The organism is Colwellia polaris (assembly GCF_002104515.1).
GTDB classification, from domain to species: domain Bacteria; phylum Pseudomonadota; class Gammaproteobacteria; order Enterobacterales; family Alteromonadaceae; genus Cognaticolwellia; species Cognaticolwellia polaris.
On record NZ_NBOE01000007.1, the window covers coordinates 182,549 to 203,175 of the forward strand.

Here is a 20,627-nt window from a genome sequence, read left to right on the forward strand (position 1 = left end):
ATTCAAGCTTACAATAATTTAACAGCAAGCTCATTGCTCCTGTTCAGTAATATCTACATGTATGTTTTTTAAAATACTTTTAATTCGCGAATTATTAAATATGAGAATATGTAACCTGAACTCTGGATAAGCAGCACTTGCTCAATGTTCCCTTTTAATCCATTTTCTGCGTTAAAACGTCGATAAATAGCCCGCTATTCATAAACGTTTTGCCTTGGAAATGGCATAAAATGAAGCATTGATGATATCTATTCGTGATGTTCACCTGGCTATAGCATTTACTTTATTACCTAAGCTTTTGGTTCACTTGAGTTTCAAGCACTCATTATCCAGAGTTCAGGTTATGTAAATTTTATTATTTGGCTTTATTCAATAACGGTTATATATGCTAGAATCTAGCCATATTATTATTTAAAAATTATTAGGCGTATTTCATGTCTGAACATCCAATTTTCGAAATTTGTGTTGAACCAATAGAGCTTTGTAAGTTACTTAAAATTGCCGATATGGTTGGCGGTGGCGGCGAAGCTAAAGCCGAGATCACTGAAGGTAATGTTAAAGTAAATAACGAAGTAACAGTGCAAAAGCGTAAAAAAATTCGCCATGGCGATATTGTTGAACTTAACGCTAGAGTGATTAAAATCGCTTTAAACCCTGATCAAAAATCAGCTGAGTTCATTAACACCGTTATTTCGGCGAATAAAAATGCCAAAAAGAAGAAAAAAGCCAAAAGTAAAGCGCCAGTAAACTCATCTGAATCGGCAAAAAAACCATCAGGCGAACGTACAAAAAGAAAACCTACTTCCGTTTAATAACCCATTAATACTTACAGGTAATTTACGTTTTATTTCGCCTTTACATTGGGTAATAATGTTTTTTTGTAAATTTCAAAAATGCAAGCGCTTACAATAACGAAAACCGAAAAACCAAGCCAAACAGGCTTTTCGGTTTTTATTCATCATAACTACTCGAAAAATTGCTTAAAGCATTAATTACTGAACTGTATTTTTACTTTACTTAGCTGATTTAGAATAAAAATTTAATCAGGTAAAGCACAATAACTTTTGAAGTAACCCTCAGTTATTCAATTAACCTGTTTGACCGAGAATTTATCCTCGTATTTAATTTATTATGATGTAATACCAATTGGTATAAATGTTGAAACGTGTGCATCGAGTTAATAGCTACAGCGAAATTAACGTGAAATATTTAAGAGATAAACTTAAGATTAAACTATTACTGTTTAGACAACTGTCACTTTTTTAGACAGTTTTCATACTGTATAACATATACTTATAAAATGAGTGTTCATCAAAACAAGCCGTTTTACCGACATTAAGCGAGGAATAATATGCTAGAAATGGCAGTAATCTATTTAGCCGCTGCAATAATTGCAGTACCAATAGCAAAGCGTTTAGGTTTGGGCTCTGTACTGGGGTACTTAATTGCCGGTATTGTTATTGGGCCTTTTGCGTTAGGACTGGTTGGCGACCAAACAGATGTGATGCATTTTGCTGAGTTTGGTGTGGTTATGATGCTATTTTTAGTTGGATTAGAATTACACCCTGCTAGATTATGGAAGCTAAGAAAATCAATACTTGGTTTAGGTGGTTTACAAGTTTTAGTCACTAGCGCGCTATTATTTATAGTTTGCTACTCATTACTTGATTTGCGATGGGAAACGGCCTTAGCCATTGGTTTAATGCTCGCGCTTTCCTCAACTGCAATTGTCATACAAACCTTAACGGAAAAAGGCTGGATAAAACAAGAAGCAGGACAAAACGCCTTTTCTGTTTTGTTATTTCAAGACATTGCCATTATTCCCATTTTAGCCCTGCTGCCACTACTAGCATTTTCAGACATCGCCAACACTGCATCGACCCACAGTAGCCTAATTGAACACTACCCTGTATACGCTCAAGTGCTAATTGCTTTATTTGTTATTGCCGCAATAATATTGGCGGGTAAATACATTTCAGCACCGTTATTTCGCTATATTGCAGAAACCCGATTACGCGAATTGTTCACACTGTTTGCACTATTCTTAGTGATTGTTATCTCGGTGATTATGAAAAACATAGGTTTATCCCCTGCTTTAGGTACATTTTTAGCAGGCGTTGTTTTGGCTGAAAATGAATTTAGACATGAATTAGAAGCAGATATCGAACCTTTTAAAGGCCTGCTACTTGGGTTATTTTTTATCACCGTTGGTGCATCAATCGACTTTCCATTATTGATGACAGAATTTAGCCTAGTCGTGCTATTAGTATGCGGTCTTATTATTATTAAAGCCGTTGTTTTATATGTTTTAGCCATAGCATTTAACATTAAAAGCAAGCAAAAATTCTTATTTACTTTAGCACTAGCACAAGGGGGTGAATTTGCTTTTGTGCTATTGTCAGTAACAACTTCGTTAAATATTCTTACGCCTGATCAAACCAAAATCACCACGTTAGTTGTTGCTATTTCTATGCTAATGGCTCCGCTATTACTCATGTTCTACGATAAAGTGATCAACCGTGAAACCACCTCACAACCAAACTTTGATAGCCTAAACGAAATTGAAGCAACTAAAAATGTAATTATTGCTGGTTACGGTCGCTTTGGACAAATAATTGGCCGCTTACTTACCGCACAGGGTTATCACTTATCAATACTTGACCATAGCTCTGGCCAAATAGAGTTATTAAGACGATTTGGCAATAAGGTTTTCTACGGCGATGCTGCTCGCAAAGATCTTTTAGATGCTTCAGGAGCCAATGACGCCCAATTACTGGTTATTGCTATCGACGATGCTGACAAAATACTTGAAATCGCCTCGCTGGCACAAAAGCACTATCCGCATTTAAAAATAGCTGCTCGTGCAATTGACCGCCGCCATGCTTATCAATTAATGAAATTAGGTATTAATACATTTAAACGAGAAACATTCGACTCTGCACTAAACCTAGGTGTTGACGCACTTACTTTACTCGGAAACGATGAAGAAATTTCTATACGCGCAGGAAAACTATTTGCTGTACATGATAATGACTCTCTACTTGAGTTAGCTGAATTATGGGGCGACGACCATAGTTATGGTATTGCCTCGAAACAGCGTACCGAAGATTTAAAACAAGTGCTGCACAATGATAAAAAAGAACAAGAGAAATTAAATGCCTGCAAAAATGGTGATGGCGAAGCGTGTAAAGAAATTCAAGAAAGCGGATTACACTAAAGGTTAATTTACCCAGTATATTGAATTACCTAATTAACAATAACGCTGATTGCTTGATAAAAGCACTTTAAAACATAGCCTTTAGTAGCTGTATTTTATTGTGCTTTCAAGGTTGCTCGCGTTATTTTTTTCAATCAAAAAATATTAATGGCTCTAAAGCCTTGGGCTTTTCAAACTTAACCATGAACGATAAAGACACAACATAAGTGGTAATTAATTTTCTGTTGGCCACTCTGTTTCTGTCAGTATTTTTTTCGCGATTAATTGCATTCTAAGTCCGCTAATAGTTTCTTTTAACTCGTCACGAATAAGCCTTATAGCGGGTGAGATCAGCTGTCGGCTTGGCAGCACTAACCACATTTCAGTTAGTGGCACTTTGTAATCTGGCATTAATCGTTTAAGCCTGCCAGAGAGTAAGTCTTGTGCAACATCAATAGCCGATTTTTTAGCCAGGCCTTCACCATCAATACACCATCGCCTAACAATATCACCGTCGTTTACGGCTCGGTCACTATTCATTTTTATCTTATATTTTTTATTATCGTTAACTAACTCCCAACCGTCGTGAACCACTTCGTATAATTTATAAAGCAATGCATTGTGTTGAGGCAGATCATCTGGGGTCAACGGTTCACCATGCTTGGCAATATAATCTGGCGCAGCACATAATACATGTGGAATATTGCAAATTTTAAAACCGTATAAATTCAGATCTTTTGCTGCATCTTTAGTAATTGCACGCAAAGCAACATCAACCCCATCTCGATAAAAGTCGACTCGGCTATCACTAGCATGTAGACGCAAGGTAACTTCACTATAATTGTTCATCACATTATTAAGTAAAACGCGCATTAAGTTACGACCCATTTCAGACGACACAGCGATACGAACTTCACCACTGATTGATTTCTGTTCCTCATGAATTAATACTTGTCCCTGCTGTAATAAATCTAAGGCTTGTTGGCAAAGCGGCAAATAGCGTTCACCTTCAGGGGTCAGGCGTAATTGCCTTGTCGTTCGAACAAATATTTGTGCACCTAAGGTACTTTCAATACGTTTTAAAGCCACACTTGTAGCAGAAGAGCTCATATCTAACTTATGCGCTGCTGCTGTAATAGATCTAAGCTCAGCAATGGTGAGCAATACTTGTAAATCAGTAATTTTCATTTGATCCTCGAAGATCTGCGCAAGAAATGTCAGACCTGTTAACCAGTCATTATCCACGTATTCGCGAAAGTGTATTAAAGATTACCCTATTTATCGAATTAATCTTATCTTTTAAAATTACCACATACTCATTCAACAGAGCCTATAAAAATGACACGTTTATTCACTATACCAAGTATTGCCTTATTAACCGTGCTACTAGCACCTAGCAGTTTTGCCGATACAGCCTTAAAAAACACCTCGTATTCAAAAGTTGTAGCAGCAAGTAATATTACCTGGGGCTATTTAAACCCGCTTCGTGGCGATAAGAGCCCAGGCGCTGCTGATTTATGGGGCGATCGCACCAAAGATACAGCAACAGGTATGTTAGTGCGCTTTAAAAAAGGCTTTGAATCTCCGCCTCATATTCACAACATTACTTATCGCGGCATTGTGATTGATGGTCAAATGCATAATGATGATCCTAACGCAGCAAAAATGTGGCTGCCAGCGGGTTCTTTTTGGACCCAGCCTGCAGGTGAAGATCACACTACTGCAGCCAATAACCCTACTAACTTAATTTATCTTGAAATTGACTCAGGGCCATATCTTGTTAAACCTTCAACAGAAGAGTTTGATAACGGCGAGCGACCTTTGAACTTGCACCGCGATAACATGGTATGGCTCAACAGTAGCGAGCTAAATAATATTACCGCTGAAGGCGTAAAATTTACCTATGTATGGGAAAGTAATGCCAAGATGAACGGTTCACTAATCAAATTACCTGCAGGTTTTACAGGTGAAATAACCACTCAGGCAAGCGAGTTTAAAGCCGTTGTTATTGCTGGCGATATTGAGTATAACTCAGTAGATCAAAAAAAATCACAGCACTTAAGCCCTGGTAGCTATGTCGAATCAAACGGTAGCTTTACTCATAACATTACTAATAAAACAAATGTTGAAGCGACAATTTATATTCGTACTAATAGCCCATACCAAGTTAAGTAAAAAGCTCAACAGCATAAACTTTGGTTAGATTGTTTTTTAATTTAAAAAAACGCATTCAATTGATACTATAAAAATGACTAAGCATGACATGAGATAATAAATGCATGCTTGGTCATCACATCGTACAGTTCTCACATTAAATTACGCTTTTTTACAATCAATTACCTCGTAAAAACAAGTTCAAACAAGACACATAAACCACTGATTATTAACAAATAATCACATAGTTATTTTAAATTATTTCTTATTAAGAACCTAGTCATGCTCAAAATATAAAAAACTCATTTTTTCCGCTTGAAAAACAATTCTGATCGGCATAACATGCGCGCAAATACCAATCGGTACAAAACAAACTAATAATTAAGGCGTAATGATGACAAATTTAATTGAGAATAAAGTTGCACTAGTAACAGGCGCAAATCGCGGCATTGGTAAAGCGATTGTAGATTCACTTATAGCTAACGGTGCGAAAAAAGTTTACTTAGCGGTGCGCAACCCAGCTTCAACTAAAGAAATAGAAGCAAAGTACGAAGATAAAGTGGTTACATTAACCGCAGATGTTGGCGATGCAGAATCAATAGAGCAACTAGCAAATCAAGCTACTGATGTAGAAATACTGGTTAATAATGCTGGTATTATGCACCTAACTTCGCCACTGAGTGAAGATGCTGAAGCATCATTAATGCAACAATTTAATATCAATGTTTTTGGCTTAATGCGTGTAGCCAATGCCTTCGCTGAAACTTTAGAAAACAACAAAGGCACGCTTGTTCAATTGAACTCTATTGCATCAATAAAAACTTTTGGCGATATAGCAACCTATTGCGCCTCTAAAGCAGCTGCATATTCAATTACACAAGGGCTAAAAGAAAAATGGGCTGACAAAGGTATTAGTGTATTAAGTGTACACCCAGGCCCTATTGGCACAGAAATGGGTAATGAGGCTGGCTTTGCCGGTGCGCCGGATGCAACAGTGGTTTCTAACGCGATTATAACAGCATTAAACAATGGCGATTTTCACGCTTTCCCTGATCCAGTCGCGAAACAGCTTGAAGCAGCGTACCAAAGTTACTCAGACCAAATTATTACTGGCGAACTTTCTCTTTAACAAACATAAATATCGAATTTAGCAATGAATAACAAACATTTACTTAGTCGTAGGTATACGCAATTATTTGGGTTGATTTTTATTACCCTCTTTTTGGCCGCTTCAGCATATGCAAGCAATAGTAGCCAATTAAAGTCATCAAGCTCTAGCAACACAGTATCTCAAGCTGTTGCTGTTGATTGGTTGATAGGTGATGATGATATTACCGGTGTACGCTTAGCTTATAGGCCTTATGTATACACGCTAAGTAATGTACCGTTATTTGATACGCTTGATATTTATTGGGAAGTGAGTGCAAACTTTTGGGAGTATGGTGACAAAAATCACCATACAACCAACTTAGCAGTTGCTCTTTCACCCGTTGTTAGTAAAACCTTTTATCATATTAATGAAAAATACCCACTAAAATGGGAGTTTGGAATTGGCGTATCACTGGTAAACGACACGAGGTTTGCTGGTAAAGATATAGGGTCTCATTACCAATTTGAAGACAGACTTGGCATAGCTGTTGATGTAGGCGAAGACTTACAGCAATCAATCGCTCTACGTTATATGCATTATAGTAATGGCGGTTTAAATAGTCGTAATCCGGGTGTCGATTTTTTAAACCTATCATACGCATATAAATTTTACTAAAGATATGCGTAAGTTAGATTTTTAATAATACCAGCGGCTAAACTCATCCAAGAAACTTAGCAGTATAAGTTTATTTTATATCTGCTGTTTCGCTGGCATGCGCTATTGTTAAAATTTTGCCACTGGTGTTGCTATGGTCATAATACTTTGGCCTTTTTTTATCGCTGGACCATCAAGGCCATATAATGCAAAACCATCGCTAGGGGCTAAAATTAATTCAAGCGTATTACCAAAGTAATCTTTTAACTCTCCTAGCAAGTCGCCTTTTTTAAAGTGTTTTCCACTCATATCTTTAGGAAACCATAAGCCTGACTGCTCAACAGGCACAGAGCGCGTACCGTCAAAATACTGTGTTTTTTGGCGCTTAGATGTTTTAGCTAGTTTACCTTCATCCAAGTTAGTTATACCTAAAACAGCAAGGCTATTATCAAGCCCATTAACCATAGCGTTAACCTGGCGTTTGTCTTTCGAACCATTTTCGCCAATTTCCACTAAAATTGTTGGTATTTTTTCTGCAACTCCTTGTCTATTCAGTGAACGTCTAGTGTCGATTTGTTGCTGTGTATTCATTTTATATCTAACAATATTCGAGAAATTAAAAGCTTCTGCCACTGACAAAGCCAAAGGAAAATTACTCGCTAATGGGCCACCATAAACGCCAACAAATGGTGCTAACCACTCACCACCATCACCGCTATGTAAATCAATTAGAAAGTCTGCTTTTGCGACTACATTTTCAGAAATGGCCCAAGCAATTCGCTCGGTTTGGGTACCCTGCTCTTTGCCTGGAAAGCTACGGTTAAGGTTTTTACGATCGTAAGGATTAACATAAACAGATCGCTCTTCAAAAGCAGAAACATGCGCCACCCTAACGATGATAATACTACCGTTCATTTGGGCGGGTTCAAGCGCAGCAATCCATTTATTTACCGCAATAATAGAAGTGTATTCGTAACCATGTACACCGGCAACAATCGCTAGCACAGGTCCTTTTTTAGCGCCATGCACAACAGTAACCGGAATAAATGTTGCTAGATCTTGAGCGCCTTTGGGTATATCAATACGAAAATTTTCTTTCGTGCCTGGTAAAACAGCAGTATTGAAAAAATTAAATGCCTGACTTGTATTGGCAGAGCCATTTACAGACTCATTCACAGAGCCATTCACATTACTATAGGCGAAACTTACATTGGTAAATAATACACTTATGATCAGCAATAACGGTTTAACAAAACCCGAATTACCATTTACTTTTTTACAAAACAATTCTCATTCTCACTTTTATTTAGATTAAGTTTTACTTGATTGATGTTATGTTATAACATTTACCTAGATCAATAAACTTAAATTTACTGGCAGCTTGCTCATAGTTAGCGAAAAGTTTACTGATAATTTTTAGATACTCGCTCAAAAGCAGTAACACCTTCAACAAAATAATAGAGAAGTTAATGCAAAAAGAAATGATTGTAGCGTCATCACTGTGTGTGCGCTTTGCTAAACAAACTGTACTAGATGAAGTAAATTTTAAGGTCGGACAAGGTGAAGTTTTTGCACTTTTAGGCGGCAATGGTGCAGGAAAATCAACAACCTTAAAAACATTTCTAGGTACCATAGCGCCACAATCCGGCACGGCAACGGTGATGGGTATGTCGGTAACAAAAGACATTGACTCCATTCGCCAAAAAGTAGCTTATTTACCTGAGTCAGTGATGTTGTACGGGCATTTAACTGGCGTTGAAAACATAAAATACTTTTTATCACTTGCTGATATCGAAAAGTCAGCGCCTGATATCGAACAAGCCTTAATGCGTGTGGCGCTACAAAAAAGTGCGTGGCATAGACCTATGTCGAACTATTCAAAAGGCATGCGTCAAAAAACCGCAATTGCCTTGGCGTTACTACGTGAAGCACCGGTTTTATTTCTTGATGAGCCAACCTCAGGCTTAGATCCAAACGCCATAGACGAGTTTAACCGCCTCATTAAAACGTTAGCCGCTGACGGAGCAACCGTGTTTATGGTAACTCACGACGTATACGGTGCCTGCCAAGTAGCACACCGAATTGGCTTGCTCGATAATGGCAAAATTGTTGGTATGTTTGAGCGTAAAGACCAAGCCCATATTGACACTGAAGAAGTACACGCGGCTTTCTCTGCGAGAAGCCAACAATGAGCGTTATTAAACAAGTAACTCGAGACGAGTGGCGCTTTTGGCATCGCACTAAGCTTGCCGCCACCATTATTATTATTGGTACGTTATTAACGCTTGTTTCTGCTGTTGTTAATACCCTTGAAATGCAGCATGCAAGTCACGAGCGTGAACATTTACAGCAAAGTGCACAAGCGCAGTTTTTAGAGCAACCAGACCGTCATCCACATCGTATGGTGCATTATGGTCATTATGTTTTTCGTACACCTTCAGCGCTCAGTATTATTGAACCTGGCGTAGATGCATTTACCGGCACGTCAATCTTTCTTGAAGGCCATAAGCAAAATACTGCGATGTTTTCTGATCAGCGCCAAGCGTCAGGCATGACCCGGTTTAGTAGCTTAACGCCTAGCTTTTTACTACAAGTCCTTGTGCCGCTATTTATTATTTTAATTGGCTACGCGAGCGTAACGCGAGAAAAAGAGGCCGGCACACTTAATATCATGATCACCCAAGGGATTAATGTTTGGCACTTATTGTTAGGTAAATACTTTGCTTTAGTCAGTAGCGGCTTATTGATGCTTCTCCCGCTTATTATTGCGGCTATTTGGGCGAGCATAAAGGGTGAATCAGCACTGATCACTAGCAGTTTTGTGGCTGGATATATTCTGTATATTTTAGTCTGGAGCGGTATTGTATTAGCGGTTTCAGCAATAAACAAAAAGAACAGTGCTAGCTTTGCCATATTAGTCAGTTTATGGATTGTATTATGTATTTTACTTCCTCGTATTGGTAGCTCTAGTGCTGCGGCAATTGCCCCTTCACCCAGTAAACTAGAAGCAGATTTTGCCGTTAAAGAAGAACTGCGTAAGTTAGGCGACGGACACGATGCTGCTGATCCTGCATTTGAACAGCTGAAGAAAAACCTATTAACAAAATATAATGTCGATAAAGTTGAAGACTTACCGATTAACTTTCGTGGTACTGTCGCTCAATATTCAGAAAAGAAACTTACTGAAATACTGAACCAATTTGCAGAAAAACGTATGCAAGAAGAGCTTGAACAAGCGCATATTGCTCGACAATTTGGTTGGGTAACACCAACAACGGCTATTCGTTCTTTCTCAATGCTAGTTGCCGGTACAAGCCTTGAAACTCACCATAGATTTTTGCGTGAAGCTGAGAAACTACGCTTCGACTTTGTGCAATCACTTAACAAAGTACATCAAGACAACCTCAGTTATGAAGCTGATGCTAATCGCAACAAAAATGCTGATGCAACCAAAGCAGCGCGCGTTGATGCTGCTAACTGGCAAGTATTGTCTGAGTTTTCATTTAAGCCTGATACTGCACAAACAAGACTGTTTCGAAGCGCTATTTACGCGGTTCAATTATTTTTTTGGTTCGGTTTGATTGTGCTTTTATTAAGGTTTGCCGTTAGGAGAATAAGCTAATGTCAGCATTTTCAAATATTAGCAGAGAAGCTCGTTTTCTCGTGAAACAGCGCTACTTTTTGGCGCTATTAAGTATCGTATTGTTATTATCCGTATTTTCAGTGTGGTCAGGTATTAGTGAAACCAAGACACAATTAAGCACCATTGAAAGACTGCAAGAAAAAGATGACGTCGACAGAGCCAATGTACTGGCGAAACAATCAGATTACGGTAGCGCCGCTTATTACACTTTTCATTTAACGCATTCAGCTCCTTCAGCAATGGCTTTCGCTGCTATGGGACAACGCGATATTTATCCATGGAAACATCGTATTCGCATGTTGGCTTTGGAAGGACAAATATACGAAACCGATTCCGACAATCCAGAATTGTCGTTTTTAGGACGCTTTGATTTTGCTTTTCTGATCAGTGTGTTATTGCCATTGTTTGTTATTTTGCTGCTGCATGATCTTCGCTCTGCGGAGCGTGAAGCTGGTCGTTATGACTTGCTCATTGCCACCGCCAGCAAACAACAGCGCCTTTGGCTTTCAAGAGCTAGCGTGCTATGCACCGCCTTAGCCATTGCCTTACTCTTGCCCTTTGTTATCGGCGCACTCATTATGCAAGCCCCGCTTGTGTCTACCCTGCAGGTTATTGCGGTTGTACTTGGCCATATTTTATTTTGGATGCTGCTAACGCTTTGGTTTACCTCAAGTAAAGTTACCGTCAAACAAAGCTCGGCGCAAATTGCCTCGGTTTTACTGGCAGTTTGGCTTGGCGTAACCGTATTGGTGCCGGTTGCAAGCGATATTGCTATTGACGAAATGGTACAAAGCCCTAATGGTGGCGAAATTGTGTTAACTCAACGTGAGGCGGTTAACGATGCTTGGGACCTGCCATTTGCTGAAACTTGGGAACCCTTTATAGCGACACATCCACAATGGAAAAACTACACTGAAATGAACTCGCAATTTGAATGGAAGTGGTATTACGCTTTTCAACAGGTTGGTGATCAAAAAGCGGCAGCGATTTCAACCGCATATCGCGAGGCAACCTTCGAAAAAAATACTTTAGCGGGGCGCTTTGCCTTTCTTTCTCCGCCGATGTTAGCCCAAAAACTTTTATCGTCAATCGCAGAAACAGACACGCTTGCTGCGATGAAATACGAGCAAGAAGTGCGAGATTATCATCAGGCCTTACGCCAATTTTACTATCCGCTGTTGTTCGGTAACGCTAATCGAACGGAAACGCAAAGTAATCAAACAATCAACAATAAAACAACAGGTAATAAAGCAGCGTTTGATCCTAAAGCCCTGTCGAAATTACCGAAGTTTACAACTTTTAAAAATACTATAGATAGTTCTAAGGAAAATATTTAGCATGAAACGTTCTGCTTACAAAAACCGACTAAAGCCATTAAGTCTTATTATATCGACCGCTCTAGCATTACCAGCTGTAACTCATGCTGCTGACACAGCGCCATCAGCCAAAGATGACGTTGAAGTAATCGAAGTAAAGTCATTACGCCAAGCATATCGCGGTAATGTTCAAGAAAAAGATCTTCCTCAGGCTATCTCAACGATATCGTTTGAAACTTTAGAGCTAACCGGTATTACCGACCTACAAGACTCGTTAGAGCTAGTTAGTGGTGTTACCCGACAAAACGATTTTGGCGGTCTTTGGGATATGTTTGCTATTCGGGGCTTTGCAGGTGATGAAAACCTACCTTCAGCATATTTAATTAATGGCTTTAGCGCTGGGCGTGGCTTTAGTGGCAACCGTGATATGTCAAACGTTGAGCGCATGGAGGTGCTTAAAGGCCCAAGTTCAGCATTGTATGGTCGTGGCGAACCCGGTGGTACCGTTAACATTACCACCAAAAAACCACAATTTACTGAAGAAGGTTATTTTAAACTCACCGGTGGCAGTTTTAATACTTATCGTGCAGAAGCTGATTATACCAATGCCTTATCAGACGACTTAGCATTTCGTATTAATGGTGCCTATGAAGACGCAGAAAGCTATCGCGACATGGTTGAGAAGAAAAAAACCATTCTTACCCCATCATTTTTATACAAAGTTAATGATGACACGCTTATCAGTTATGAGCTTGAATACTTAGATCAAGAAGCAGATATGGACCGTGGTGTGGTTTTTGTTGAAGGTAAAAAGTTCTCTGATTCAAATTTTTATGGCGAACCAGCAGATGGCCCTGTTGAAATAGAAGCTATTGGGCATCAGCTACAACTTCAGCACGAGCTTTCAAACGACTGGTTGTTAACCGCAGGCCTTAGCTATCGCACATCTTCTTTTGAAGGTAGTGTGTCAGAGCCGCGTTGGTACGATGCTCAAAACAATAGCGTTGTGCGCCAACGTCGTTACCGTGAATTCGATGCAGAAGATTTATCAGCACGTTTCGAGTTCAGCGGTTCAACCGAGCTATTTGGTTTACAACATAACCTACTTATTGGCGGTGATGCTTATCAATATGAATTAGACCGCCTTATTTTACGCTATCGCCATAGTGGTGCTGAAGGTGACGGCGCTGACGCTTTCGCGATTGATTACGATAACCCGGTTTATCGTAATAACTTACCTGAAATGGGGCCTAATACCTCAGATTTAGAAGAGCAAAGTGGTCAAGGAATATATTTTCAAGATCAAATCGACTTATCTGATAACTTAAAAGCTATGTTTGGTATGCGCTACGACAGCTTTGATCAAGACATTACCTACCGTTTAGACAACGACCGTAAAACCAGTACCTCTAAGTCATACTTTAACCCTCGCTTTGGTTTGGTTTATGCTCTATCTGATGAAGCTCGTATTTACACCAGTTACTCAGAAGGCGCACGCCCGAATTCAGGTACAAACGCCAATGGCAACAGCCATGATCCTGAAGAAAGTAAATCTTATGAAATAGGCTTAAAGTGGGATCTTGCCGAGTATGGTTTTAAAGGTACAGCGGCAATATTTAGCACAGAGAAAACAAACATACTTGCCAGTAGCCCGAACGGTGACGGTACAACTGAAGCATTAGGTGAAGCAGAAAGTTCAGGTATTGAATTTGATCTCTCTTATGCGTTGGCAGACGATACTATATTGTCAATGTCGTACGCGTATATCGATGCTAAAAACGCTAAAGAAATAAAACTGTGGGACTATTATGTTATTGAAGACGGTGCAAGGCTAGGTAATGTGCCAGAGCACAGCGGTAGTATCATGCTACGCCAGTTTACTGAGTTTGCAGGTTATGAAGGTAGTGCAGGTTTTGTTGTGCAATATGTTGGCACTCAACTTGGAGATTTCTTAGAGCAAGACTTTGAATTACCAAACTACACCTTAGTTAACTTATTTGCCAACGTAGCCTTAACCGAGAAGCTAGCGTTAAACGTTAATATCGACAACTTACTCGACGAAGAATACTACGCTAACTCTTATTTTGAAGCTTGGACTATGCCTGGTGCACCACGCTCAATTAAAGCAAGCGTGAAATACTCGTTTTAATCGTTAATTCATTAAGCAGACAATAATTTGTGTGCGCAATGAATACTGGAGTTGATTCAGACATAATTCACCAATAGTGGCCGTAATTAATATAACGCGGCCATTATTGGTGATTTTATCAAAAGTATGTCTTTGAAGTAACTGAAATTAAAAGTATTAATATAAAGATAGGTATAGAAATAGGTATAAAGATAAGCCTCACTAGAAATACTGTTCTGGGATTGATGAGCTTGGCATTAAACCTAGACTTAAACCTAGACTTAAACCTAGACTACCTTTTCAATCAAGCAGCTTTATAGCGTGCTAAAAATAGTGCGACGGTTTGCTTAATAACTAACTCTGGTTGTTGGTGCTTTGCTGATTCAAACCCATATAATAATGGGTAAAATACGAATGACTTTAATTGATATACAAATTGTTTTGCCGCTACATCAACTTCGTCAATATCTAATACTCCCGCACTGTTTGCATCTTGTAAAAACGGCTCTAAATAACGCATACAACCCATTGAATTATTAGCTAACGATTGAGCTAGCTCAGGTTGTAACAACATTTGCATAAAAGCAATTTTAGCAATGCGTAAAAAATTAGCAGAAGTAAGTAACCTAACTTCTTGCTCGGCAATAGCGGTTAACTGCTGTTCTATCGCTGTATTTTGATCAAAAGAAATAACCTCGTCATTATTAATGTTCGCTAACATACGGGCTAAAATGGCATGAAATAGTTCATCTTTAGTCGCAAAATGATTATAAACAGTACGTTTAGACGCCCCTGCTTGTGCTGCAATTTGGTCCATGCTGGTATGCTCAACGCCACTTTTATAAAACAATGCTTCTGCTGCATCTAAAATAGCTAAACGTTTTTTTTCTGAGAGCTTCATAAATCTATCTTCCGTTAGTTATAACCAATAGTTTATCGGAATAATAAAAAAATGCACTAAGTAGTTTACTTTTTAATAAAACAATGAAAAACTACACTCAATAGTTTACTTTACGTATTTAAATAGGTTTTACAATGAGATTTTTAAAATGGTTCCTTGTGATCATCGCCCTCATTATTTTTGGAGTGTATAGCGTGGATAAAAGTTTAGTGGCCAGCAACATAGTAAATACAACAGGCGTTGCACATTACGCAGAAGGCAAATTTTATAATGATGCAAAAGTGGAGCCTACTAACTTAAAAAAAACTTTGGGGATAATCGCTCGATACTTTAAAGAAAAACGCATTAACATTGAGCCTGCAAAGCCATTACCTATGCAAGTGTTAACCAAAGAAATACTTAATAACCTAAGCAGTAATACTGTTCATATTGTTAAACTTGGTCACTCTAGTATGTTGTTAAAGGTGTATGGCGAATATTGGTTACTCGACCCTGTATTTAGCGAACGTGCATCACCGTTTTCATTTTTAGGACCAAAACGTTTTTCTCCTATGCCTATAAGTATTGCTGACCTGCCCGCTATTGATAAAATTCTTATCTCGCATAATCATTACGACCACCTTGATAAAGCAGCAGTAAAACAGTTAGCAGATAAAACTAAACACTTTTATGTTCCATTAGGGGTTGAAAATGATCTGAAAAAATGGGGAATTAGTGAAGAGAAAATAACAGCATTTAATTGGTGGCAAGAACAGCAAACTGCAAATGCGTTAATTGCTTTTACCCCTACTCAGCATTTTTCAGGCCGAGGCTTAAGCGATGCTAACAACACACTTTGGGGATCTTGGGTAATTAAAACTCAAGAAAACAGCATTTATTTTAGTGGCGACTCTGGATACTTTGCTGGCTTTAAAGAAATAGGTAATAAATACGGGCCTTTTGATTTAACCCTAATAGAAACCGGTGCTTATGACAAAGATTGGGCCGATATTCACATGACACCTGAGCAGTCTGTGCAGGCACACATAGATTTACAAGGTAAAGTCATGGTGCCCATTCACAACAGTACCTTTGATTTAGCTTTTCATAGTTGGACAGACCCACTTGAGCGCGTAACAGCCGCAAGTACCGTTAATAATGTTATGTTAAGTACACCACAGTTTGGGCAACTTTTTAGCATAAACGACGCCCCAATAGTTGATAAGTGGTGGTTATAAACACTTAATTAAAACCTAGCGGCAATTAAGCCGCTTTTTAATACTTAACTTGAACTCTGGATATTGAATTTGATACACAAGTGAATCAAAGTTTAGCTGGTAAAGTAAAAGCTGAACATCACGAATTTGCCCCCTCAATGCTTAATTTTATGCCATTTCCAAAACAAAACGTTTTTGAATAGCGAACAATTTAGCGACGTTTTAACGCAGATAATGAGTGCAAAGAGAGCATTTAGCATGTGCTGTTTATTCAGTGTTCAGATTACTTATTGCTACACCTTTTTATACTAGGAAATAAGTTATAACCACAAGCGGTTTGTCCTTACTTATCACTGCCGTTTTTATTAAGCAGCAATATAATTAACATCATCGCAAATAGCGTAACAATACTCACTTGCAAGGGACCGCTAATTTTAATCCCCAAGTTACTGCTGTTTATAATATCAAAAATATCTTTTAACGCGCCTACCGATATTAACCCCATTGAGCCTGATATTATGCGAGTTAACCGTTTGCTGTTTCGTGTGCGCAATTTTTCATAAAGTTTAGCGTTTTCAGCGATAATTTCATCTTGTCTAAATTGAATTTTATCTAAAGTTTCTTGTGTACGAATGTGTAGTTTTTCAAAGCCCATACGATCAAATACTTTTTGAATCAGGCGCGTATGATCCGGAAAAGTCATCATACTGCCTGCGCTGATCAACTCTAATAACCAATGGGCATCACGAGTAAACTGTTTCAAGCAATTATCTTCAATAGTAAGCTTTTTAACTTGCTCCCTAAGTACTTTAGCAGACAGCTTTTTATCGTTCAGTTTCTGCACAGAATTAACTTGGCTAACACTGAGTTGTTTATCGAGTAACTTATTGGTTAGATGGAATAAATTATTAATAGCAGCGGCCACATCTATCATTTCAGCTGATTGATCTAATACCCAATTAGGTTGTTGTAATAAGCCTAAAACACACTCGTGCTGATTAATGTAAAAAAATTCGTCATGGTTAAAGCAATCTTGATTTAAATTGTTACTGGCTAACGGCGGGGTTCTAAGACACCAGTCATCAACAGCACTGCGCAGCTCTCGTTGCGGTAGTATAAATAGTGGGTAAGCAAAATGCGATTTTAGCGACTTTGCAGTAACCGCAATATACTTATCATCAACACACTCAACTACACGATCAATCAACGTTGAGACAAAACGATTATCCGTTTTATTAAAAGTAAGAATATCGTTAATAGGCTTCTCGCCGTGCTTAAAAGTGCCATTGAGCACTGCTGCCAATTCGGTAAATCGATTTTCGGCAAAATCTTCCAGTAAACCTATATCTTCATTGTGCCAATGCATTTGTTGATCCATCGCAAAAGGCGTACCAAGAGACATCGCATGTCGAACACCACTGCCACTTACACCGTCGAGATCAGCTTTTAGGGTTAACGCAAAAATGCCCATTGGGTAATAAATCAATTCTACGGCAAAACATAGCGCTTTATCATTGCCGTTTCTATTTCGAAATGGCGTACTTAAACTGGGTAACTGCCACGAATATATATTTTCAAATTCGCGGGCAATACCTGCCCAAGTATCGTTGAGCATATTACGCACGGGCGTTTCTGCTGCCCATTGCTCAAGGTACAGTAAATGCGACTTTGGCGCGTCGGTAATAATATTAGATAACGACTGTAACAGTTCATTAATAACAATATGATTAACGCTGGCAAAATATGAAATAGTGATTGCGCCGCGTTCAACAATTAACTTACCCGAGCCTGGTGCTCTATTTTCGCTAAAAAACGTTAATGGTGGCCATAAAGCTTCTAAATCGGTCGACATAATATATTTGCCGTTCGAGCCCAGCGCTTGAACCGCAGCAAGAAATTTAGGCCTTAATTTGCTCATATTTAACGCTAAGGTTTCGGGCTCACCCCAACGTATTTCTAACAACTGGGCAATTATCGCCACACCTTCACTGTAATATTGGTATGAACTAAATTCTAAAGCAAAATGCTCGGCATATAATTGACAATCAGCATGGCTAAGCTCGGCCTTTAGCGCTGTTATTTCGCTTAACGTGTTTGCAATATTTTTTGTTGCTTGGGCCATTAAAAATTCTTGGCTAGTGTATATACCTCGGTCAATACAACAGATTTCAATTTGAATGCCAGCAAACATTTTCAGTGAATTAATAATCTCTGAACTTGGTAACAATTCAAGTGCCGTAATGCCTGAGCGGATCAGCGTTTCTGCATGGCAGTATCTGTTGGTTTCTTCAACCTCATGGCGAGCAAAGCCATAACAGGTACAAAACATTAATAAAAGTTCGTTATTTTCAACGTTTATAAGCTGTGCTTTTGATATTTTCGGCTGAGCTTCTAACTGGTTAATAATGTTAAACGCAGCAGAGTTATGGCCTTGTAATTGTTTTTTTGCCCAATGGAAGCATGCTTCAAAATCTTCTGAACGAATAAATTCAAAAAACGATGTTAAGATAGATTGCTGCGCGGTATTTTGCTCAAAACTCATAGAACTGCCTTTTAAATTATATATTTTCGCTGTTGCTCTAGCCTGGGATCATCAGAAGATAAGTAATAACTCTCAGAGAATATATGATGAACAATGTGCCACAATTGCGCTTTGGTAGGCGCGCTTTGCTCTGCTTTAGCATAAAGCATTAATGCCATTTCAGTTGATTGCATATCATCATAATGCGGAGACAGGTATTTAATACCTAATGTAGAAAAGCCTAATTGTTTATAGAAACGTTCTGGTCCTGCTTCTGCTTCAACCAACAACCATTTAAAATCACTACTTTGGTTAAAAAAATCAAATAACTCTTGGCACAATAACTTGCCTAATCCTTGCCCTTGGTGACTAGGAGAAACAAACAAGTAACCTAACATAGCAAAATGTTTAGACCGATAAACTTCCGTTAAAGACATGCCTATAGTTTTATCGCCTTCATGTACCAATATGCAACGCGAACTACCACTATTTACCGCCGCTTCAATGTTGACTATTGCTTCTCTTTCCCACTCAGGAAATATTTCACAATATAACACCATAGCACTTTCCCATAATGGGCCAATAGCTTTTGTAAGTTGTTTAGTTTGCATGATTTTCTATTCTAATTTTTCTTGAATGATACCTAATATAATTATTATTATCGACTTTATTAAGCCACTTGAGTTAAGAAGAATTAATCGCTGATGAATGCCGAGCTAAATCCAAACTAATTCTCGACTAAAGCTAGACTAAAGTTAGGCTAAGCATTGATCATAATCAGTGAATATAGCGCGTTGGCAGAAATGTTGGGCGAGCCCTTTTGTGCACTTTCAGCCTCTTTAACCCGCAGAGTAATAGCGGTGTTTATGGGTGACTTAACACCACATTGTTCGGCTAAACTAACCACTTCACCGTTAATAAAGTCTATTTCTGTTGGGCGCCCAAGCGCTAAGTCTTCATACATTGATGAGCGCGCATCGGGATCAATTTTCAACATTGAACCGGCAACAATTTTATATAAAAAGTCGGGCATTGATAAAATAAACGGTAATAAGCTCGGAATAACTTTGCCATTTTTTACCGGCTTAATTCCCGCATGCTTTAAAACTTGCAAAGCTTCTTTAATTGTTAGCGCAAGAATTTTTCGGTAATGTCTATCGTGCAATTGTTCTCGAAGTGGCAAACCAGAAAGTGCGTTAATTGAATTATTTAAATTCATGAGTAACTTACTCCACTGAAGTTGACTTAAATCATTATATATATCAACCGGTAGCTCGCTTTTTCTAAAAGCATGAATAAGTGGTTCAGCAACATTATCTTTGTCTGCAATGGCTAAATCCCCTTCTGTACCACAATGGAAATGCGCTTTGCCCTTACTTAAAACATTAAAAGGCACCATACCTTTTAACACCTGATGCTGAGGTAAAAACTGCTTTAATATGTTTGCGTTGCGTATTCCATTTTGAAAACTAACCACTACCGCCTTAGGTTTCGCATATTGTGCTATTGCTTGTGCGACTTCTTCAGTATTACCACTTTTAACGGTCACTAAAATATAGTCAGCATTTTGTATATCACTTAATGCCAAGGAAAAGTTAATATTTTCTGTGGCTATATGCTCATTTCTTTCGCGCCAATCTGTTAACGTTAAGCCATGAGTATTAATTTGCTCTTGAATACGAGGGCGACCAATTAAGGTGACGTTGGTATGACTCCCCACGTCAAGTTAAACCGCAAAATATCCTGCTTTTTTTCGAGCCATAATTTTTTCTCTTTTTAAGTTGAGTGAGTTAACGCATAGAATGAAGCAAGTAATTTCGTCGGTTAT

The 20,627-nt window shown here is 38.6% G+C and carries 16 protein-coding genes; 10 read left to right on the forward strand and 6 right to left on the reverse strand.

From position 1 onward, the window contains the following. Nucleotides 1-434 precede the first annotated feature (434 nt). Both B6A32_RS12760 and B6A32_RS12765 read left to right on the forward strand, forming a co-directional pair. Nucleotides 435-812: an RNA-binding S4 domain-containing protein gene (locus B6A32_RS12760; protein WP_085304654.1), complete on the forward strand. Its 378-nt coding sequence runs from the start codon at nucleotides 435-437 to the stop codon at nucleotides 810-812. A 539-nt stretch (nucleotides 813-1,351) separates the two neighbouring features. Further along, nucleotides 1,352-3,217 carry a monovalent cation:proton antiporter-2 (CPA2) family protein gene (locus B6A32_RS12765; protein ID WP_085304655.1) on the forward strand — a complete coding sequence of 622 codons (1,866 nt, stop codon included), beginning with the start codon at nucleotides 1,352-1,354 and terminating at the stop codon, nucleotides 3,215-3,217. A gap of 213 nt (nucleotides 3,218-3,430) precedes the next feature. Here B6A32_RS12765 and B6A32_RS12770 read toward each other — a convergent pair whose 3' ends face one another. After that, nucleotides 3,431-4,384, reverse strand: coding sequence for a LysR family transcriptional regulator (locus B6A32_RS12770; protein WP_085304656.1), 954 nt, complete (start codon nucleotides 4,382-4,384; stop codon nucleotides 3,431-3,433). Between the two features lie 150 nt (nucleotides 4,385-4,534). Between B6A32_RS12770 and B6A32_RS12775 the strand changes: the two genes are divergently transcribed. The 3 genes from B6A32_RS12775 to B6A32_RS12785 all read left to right on the forward strand — a co-directional run bounded on the left by B6A32_RS12775 (nucleotide 4,535) and on the right by B6A32_RS12785 (nucleotide 7,115). Continuing rightward, on the forward strand, nucleotides 4,535-5,371 hold the full coding sequence (locus B6A32_RS12775) for a DUF4437 domain-containing protein (RefSeq protein WP_085304657.1): 837 nt from the start codon (nucleotides 4,535-4,537) through the stop codon (nucleotides 5,369-5,371). Nucleotides 5,372-5,744: 373 nt separating this feature from the next. Beyond that, on the forward strand, nucleotides 5,745-6,479 hold the full coding sequence (locus B6A32_RS12780) for an SDR family oxidoreductase (RefSeq protein ID WP_085304658.1): 735 nt from the start codon (nucleotides 5,745-5,747) through the stop codon (nucleotides 6,477-6,479). A gap of 24 nt (nucleotides 6,480-6,503) precedes the next feature. Further along, nucleotides 6,504-7,115 carry an acyloxyacyl hydrolase gene (locus B6A32_RS12785; RefSeq protein ID WP_085304659.1) on the forward strand — a complete coding sequence of 204 codons (612 nt, stop codon included), beginning with the start codon at nucleotides 6,504-6,506 and terminating at the stop codon, nucleotides 7,113-7,115. 108 nt (nucleotides 7,116-7,223) lie between these two features. Here B6A32_RS12785 and B6A32_RS12790 read toward each other — a convergent pair whose 3' ends face one another. Beyond that, complete coding sequence (locus tag B6A32_RS12790) at nucleotides 7,224-8,381, reverse strand: M14 family metallopeptidase (RefSeq protein ID WP_085304660.1); 1,158 nt, start codon at nucleotides 8,379-8,381, stop codon at nucleotides 7,224-7,226. 182 nt (nucleotides 8,382-8,563) lie between these two features. Between B6A32_RS12790 and B6A32_RS12795 the strand changes: the two genes are divergently transcribed. From B6A32_RS12795 to B6A32_RS12810, 4 genes are read left to right on the forward strand one after another with little or no spacing between them, the layout of a single operon-like run. Next, on the forward strand, nucleotides 8,564-9,286 hold the full coding sequence (locus B6A32_RS12795; protein ID WP_101685958.1) for an ABC transporter ATP-binding protein: 723 nt from the start codon (nucleotides 8,564-8,566) through the stop codon (nucleotides 9,284-9,286). Beyond that, nucleotides 9,283-10,716: an ABC transporter permease gene (locus B6A32_RS12800; RefSeq protein WP_085304662.1), complete on the forward strand. Its 1,434-nt coding sequence runs from the start codon at nucleotides 9,283-9,285 to the stop codon at nucleotides 10,714-10,716. The genes B6A32_RS12795 and B6A32_RS12800 overlap by 4 nt, the downstream gene beginning before the upstream one ends. Next, the gene (locus tag B6A32_RS12805; RefSeq protein ID WP_085304663.1) at nucleotides 10,716-12,074 is read left to right on the forward strand and encodes a DUF3526 domain-containing protein; all 1,359 of its coding nucleotides are present in this window, start codon (nucleotides 10,716-10,718) and stop codon (nucleotides 12,072-12,074) included. Before B6A32_RS12800 ends, B6A32_RS12805 begins: the two co-directional genes overlap by 1 nt. Before the next feature lies 1 nt (nucleotide 12,075). After that, the gene (locus B6A32_RS12810; protein WP_085304664.1) at nucleotides 12,076-14,202 is read left to right on the forward strand and encodes a TonB-dependent siderophore receptor; all 2,127 of its coding nucleotides are present in this window, start codon (nucleotides 12,076-12,078) and stop codon (nucleotides 14,200-14,202) included. A gap of 283 nt (nucleotides 14,203-14,485) precedes the next feature. On the opposite strand, the gene B6A32_RS12815 is transcribed toward B6A32_RS12810, so the two are convergent. Next, nucleotides 14,486-15,082 (reverse strand): TetR/AcrR family transcriptional regulator, encoded by a 597-nt coding sequence (locus B6A32_RS12815; protein ID WP_085304665.1) that lies wholly within the window; start codon nucleotides 15,080-15,082, stop codon nucleotides 14,486-14,488. A gap of 134 nt (nucleotides 15,083-15,216) precedes the next feature. Here B6A32_RS12815 and B6A32_RS12820 point away from each other — a divergent pair, with 134 nt between their 5' ends. Further along, nucleotides 15,217-16,299, forward strand: a complete 1,083-nt coding sequence (locus B6A32_RS12820; protein WP_085304666.1) for an MBL fold metallo-hydrolase — start codon at nucleotides 15,217-15,219, stop codon at nucleotides 16,297-16,299. 322 nt (nucleotides 16,300-16,621) lie between these two features. Here the strand turns inward: B6A32_RS12820 and B6A32_RS12825 are convergent, their stop codons facing one another. From B6A32_RS12825 to B6A32_RS12835, 3 genes are all read right to left on the reverse strand, one after another. Then, on the reverse strand, nucleotides 16,622-18,820 hold the full coding sequence (locus B6A32_RS12825; protein ID WP_085304667.1) for a hypothetical protein: 2,199 nt from the start codon (nucleotides 18,818-18,820) through the stop codon (nucleotides 16,622-16,624). A gap of 11 nt (nucleotides 18,821-18,831) precedes the next feature. Then, nucleotides 18,832-19,410: a GNAT family N-acetyltransferase gene (locus B6A32_RS12830; RefSeq protein ID WP_085304668.1), complete on the reverse strand. Its 579-nt coding sequence runs from the start codon at nucleotides 19,408-19,410 to the stop codon at nucleotides 18,832-18,834. Nucleotides 19,411-19,559: 149 nt separating this feature from the next. Beyond that, a complete protein-coding gene (locus B6A32_RS12835) occupies nucleotides 19,560-20,519 on the reverse strand; it encodes a 2-dehydropantoate 2-reductase (protein WP_085304669.1) in 960 nt (319 codons plus the stop codon). Nucleotides 20,520-20,627 lie beyond the last annotated feature (108 nt).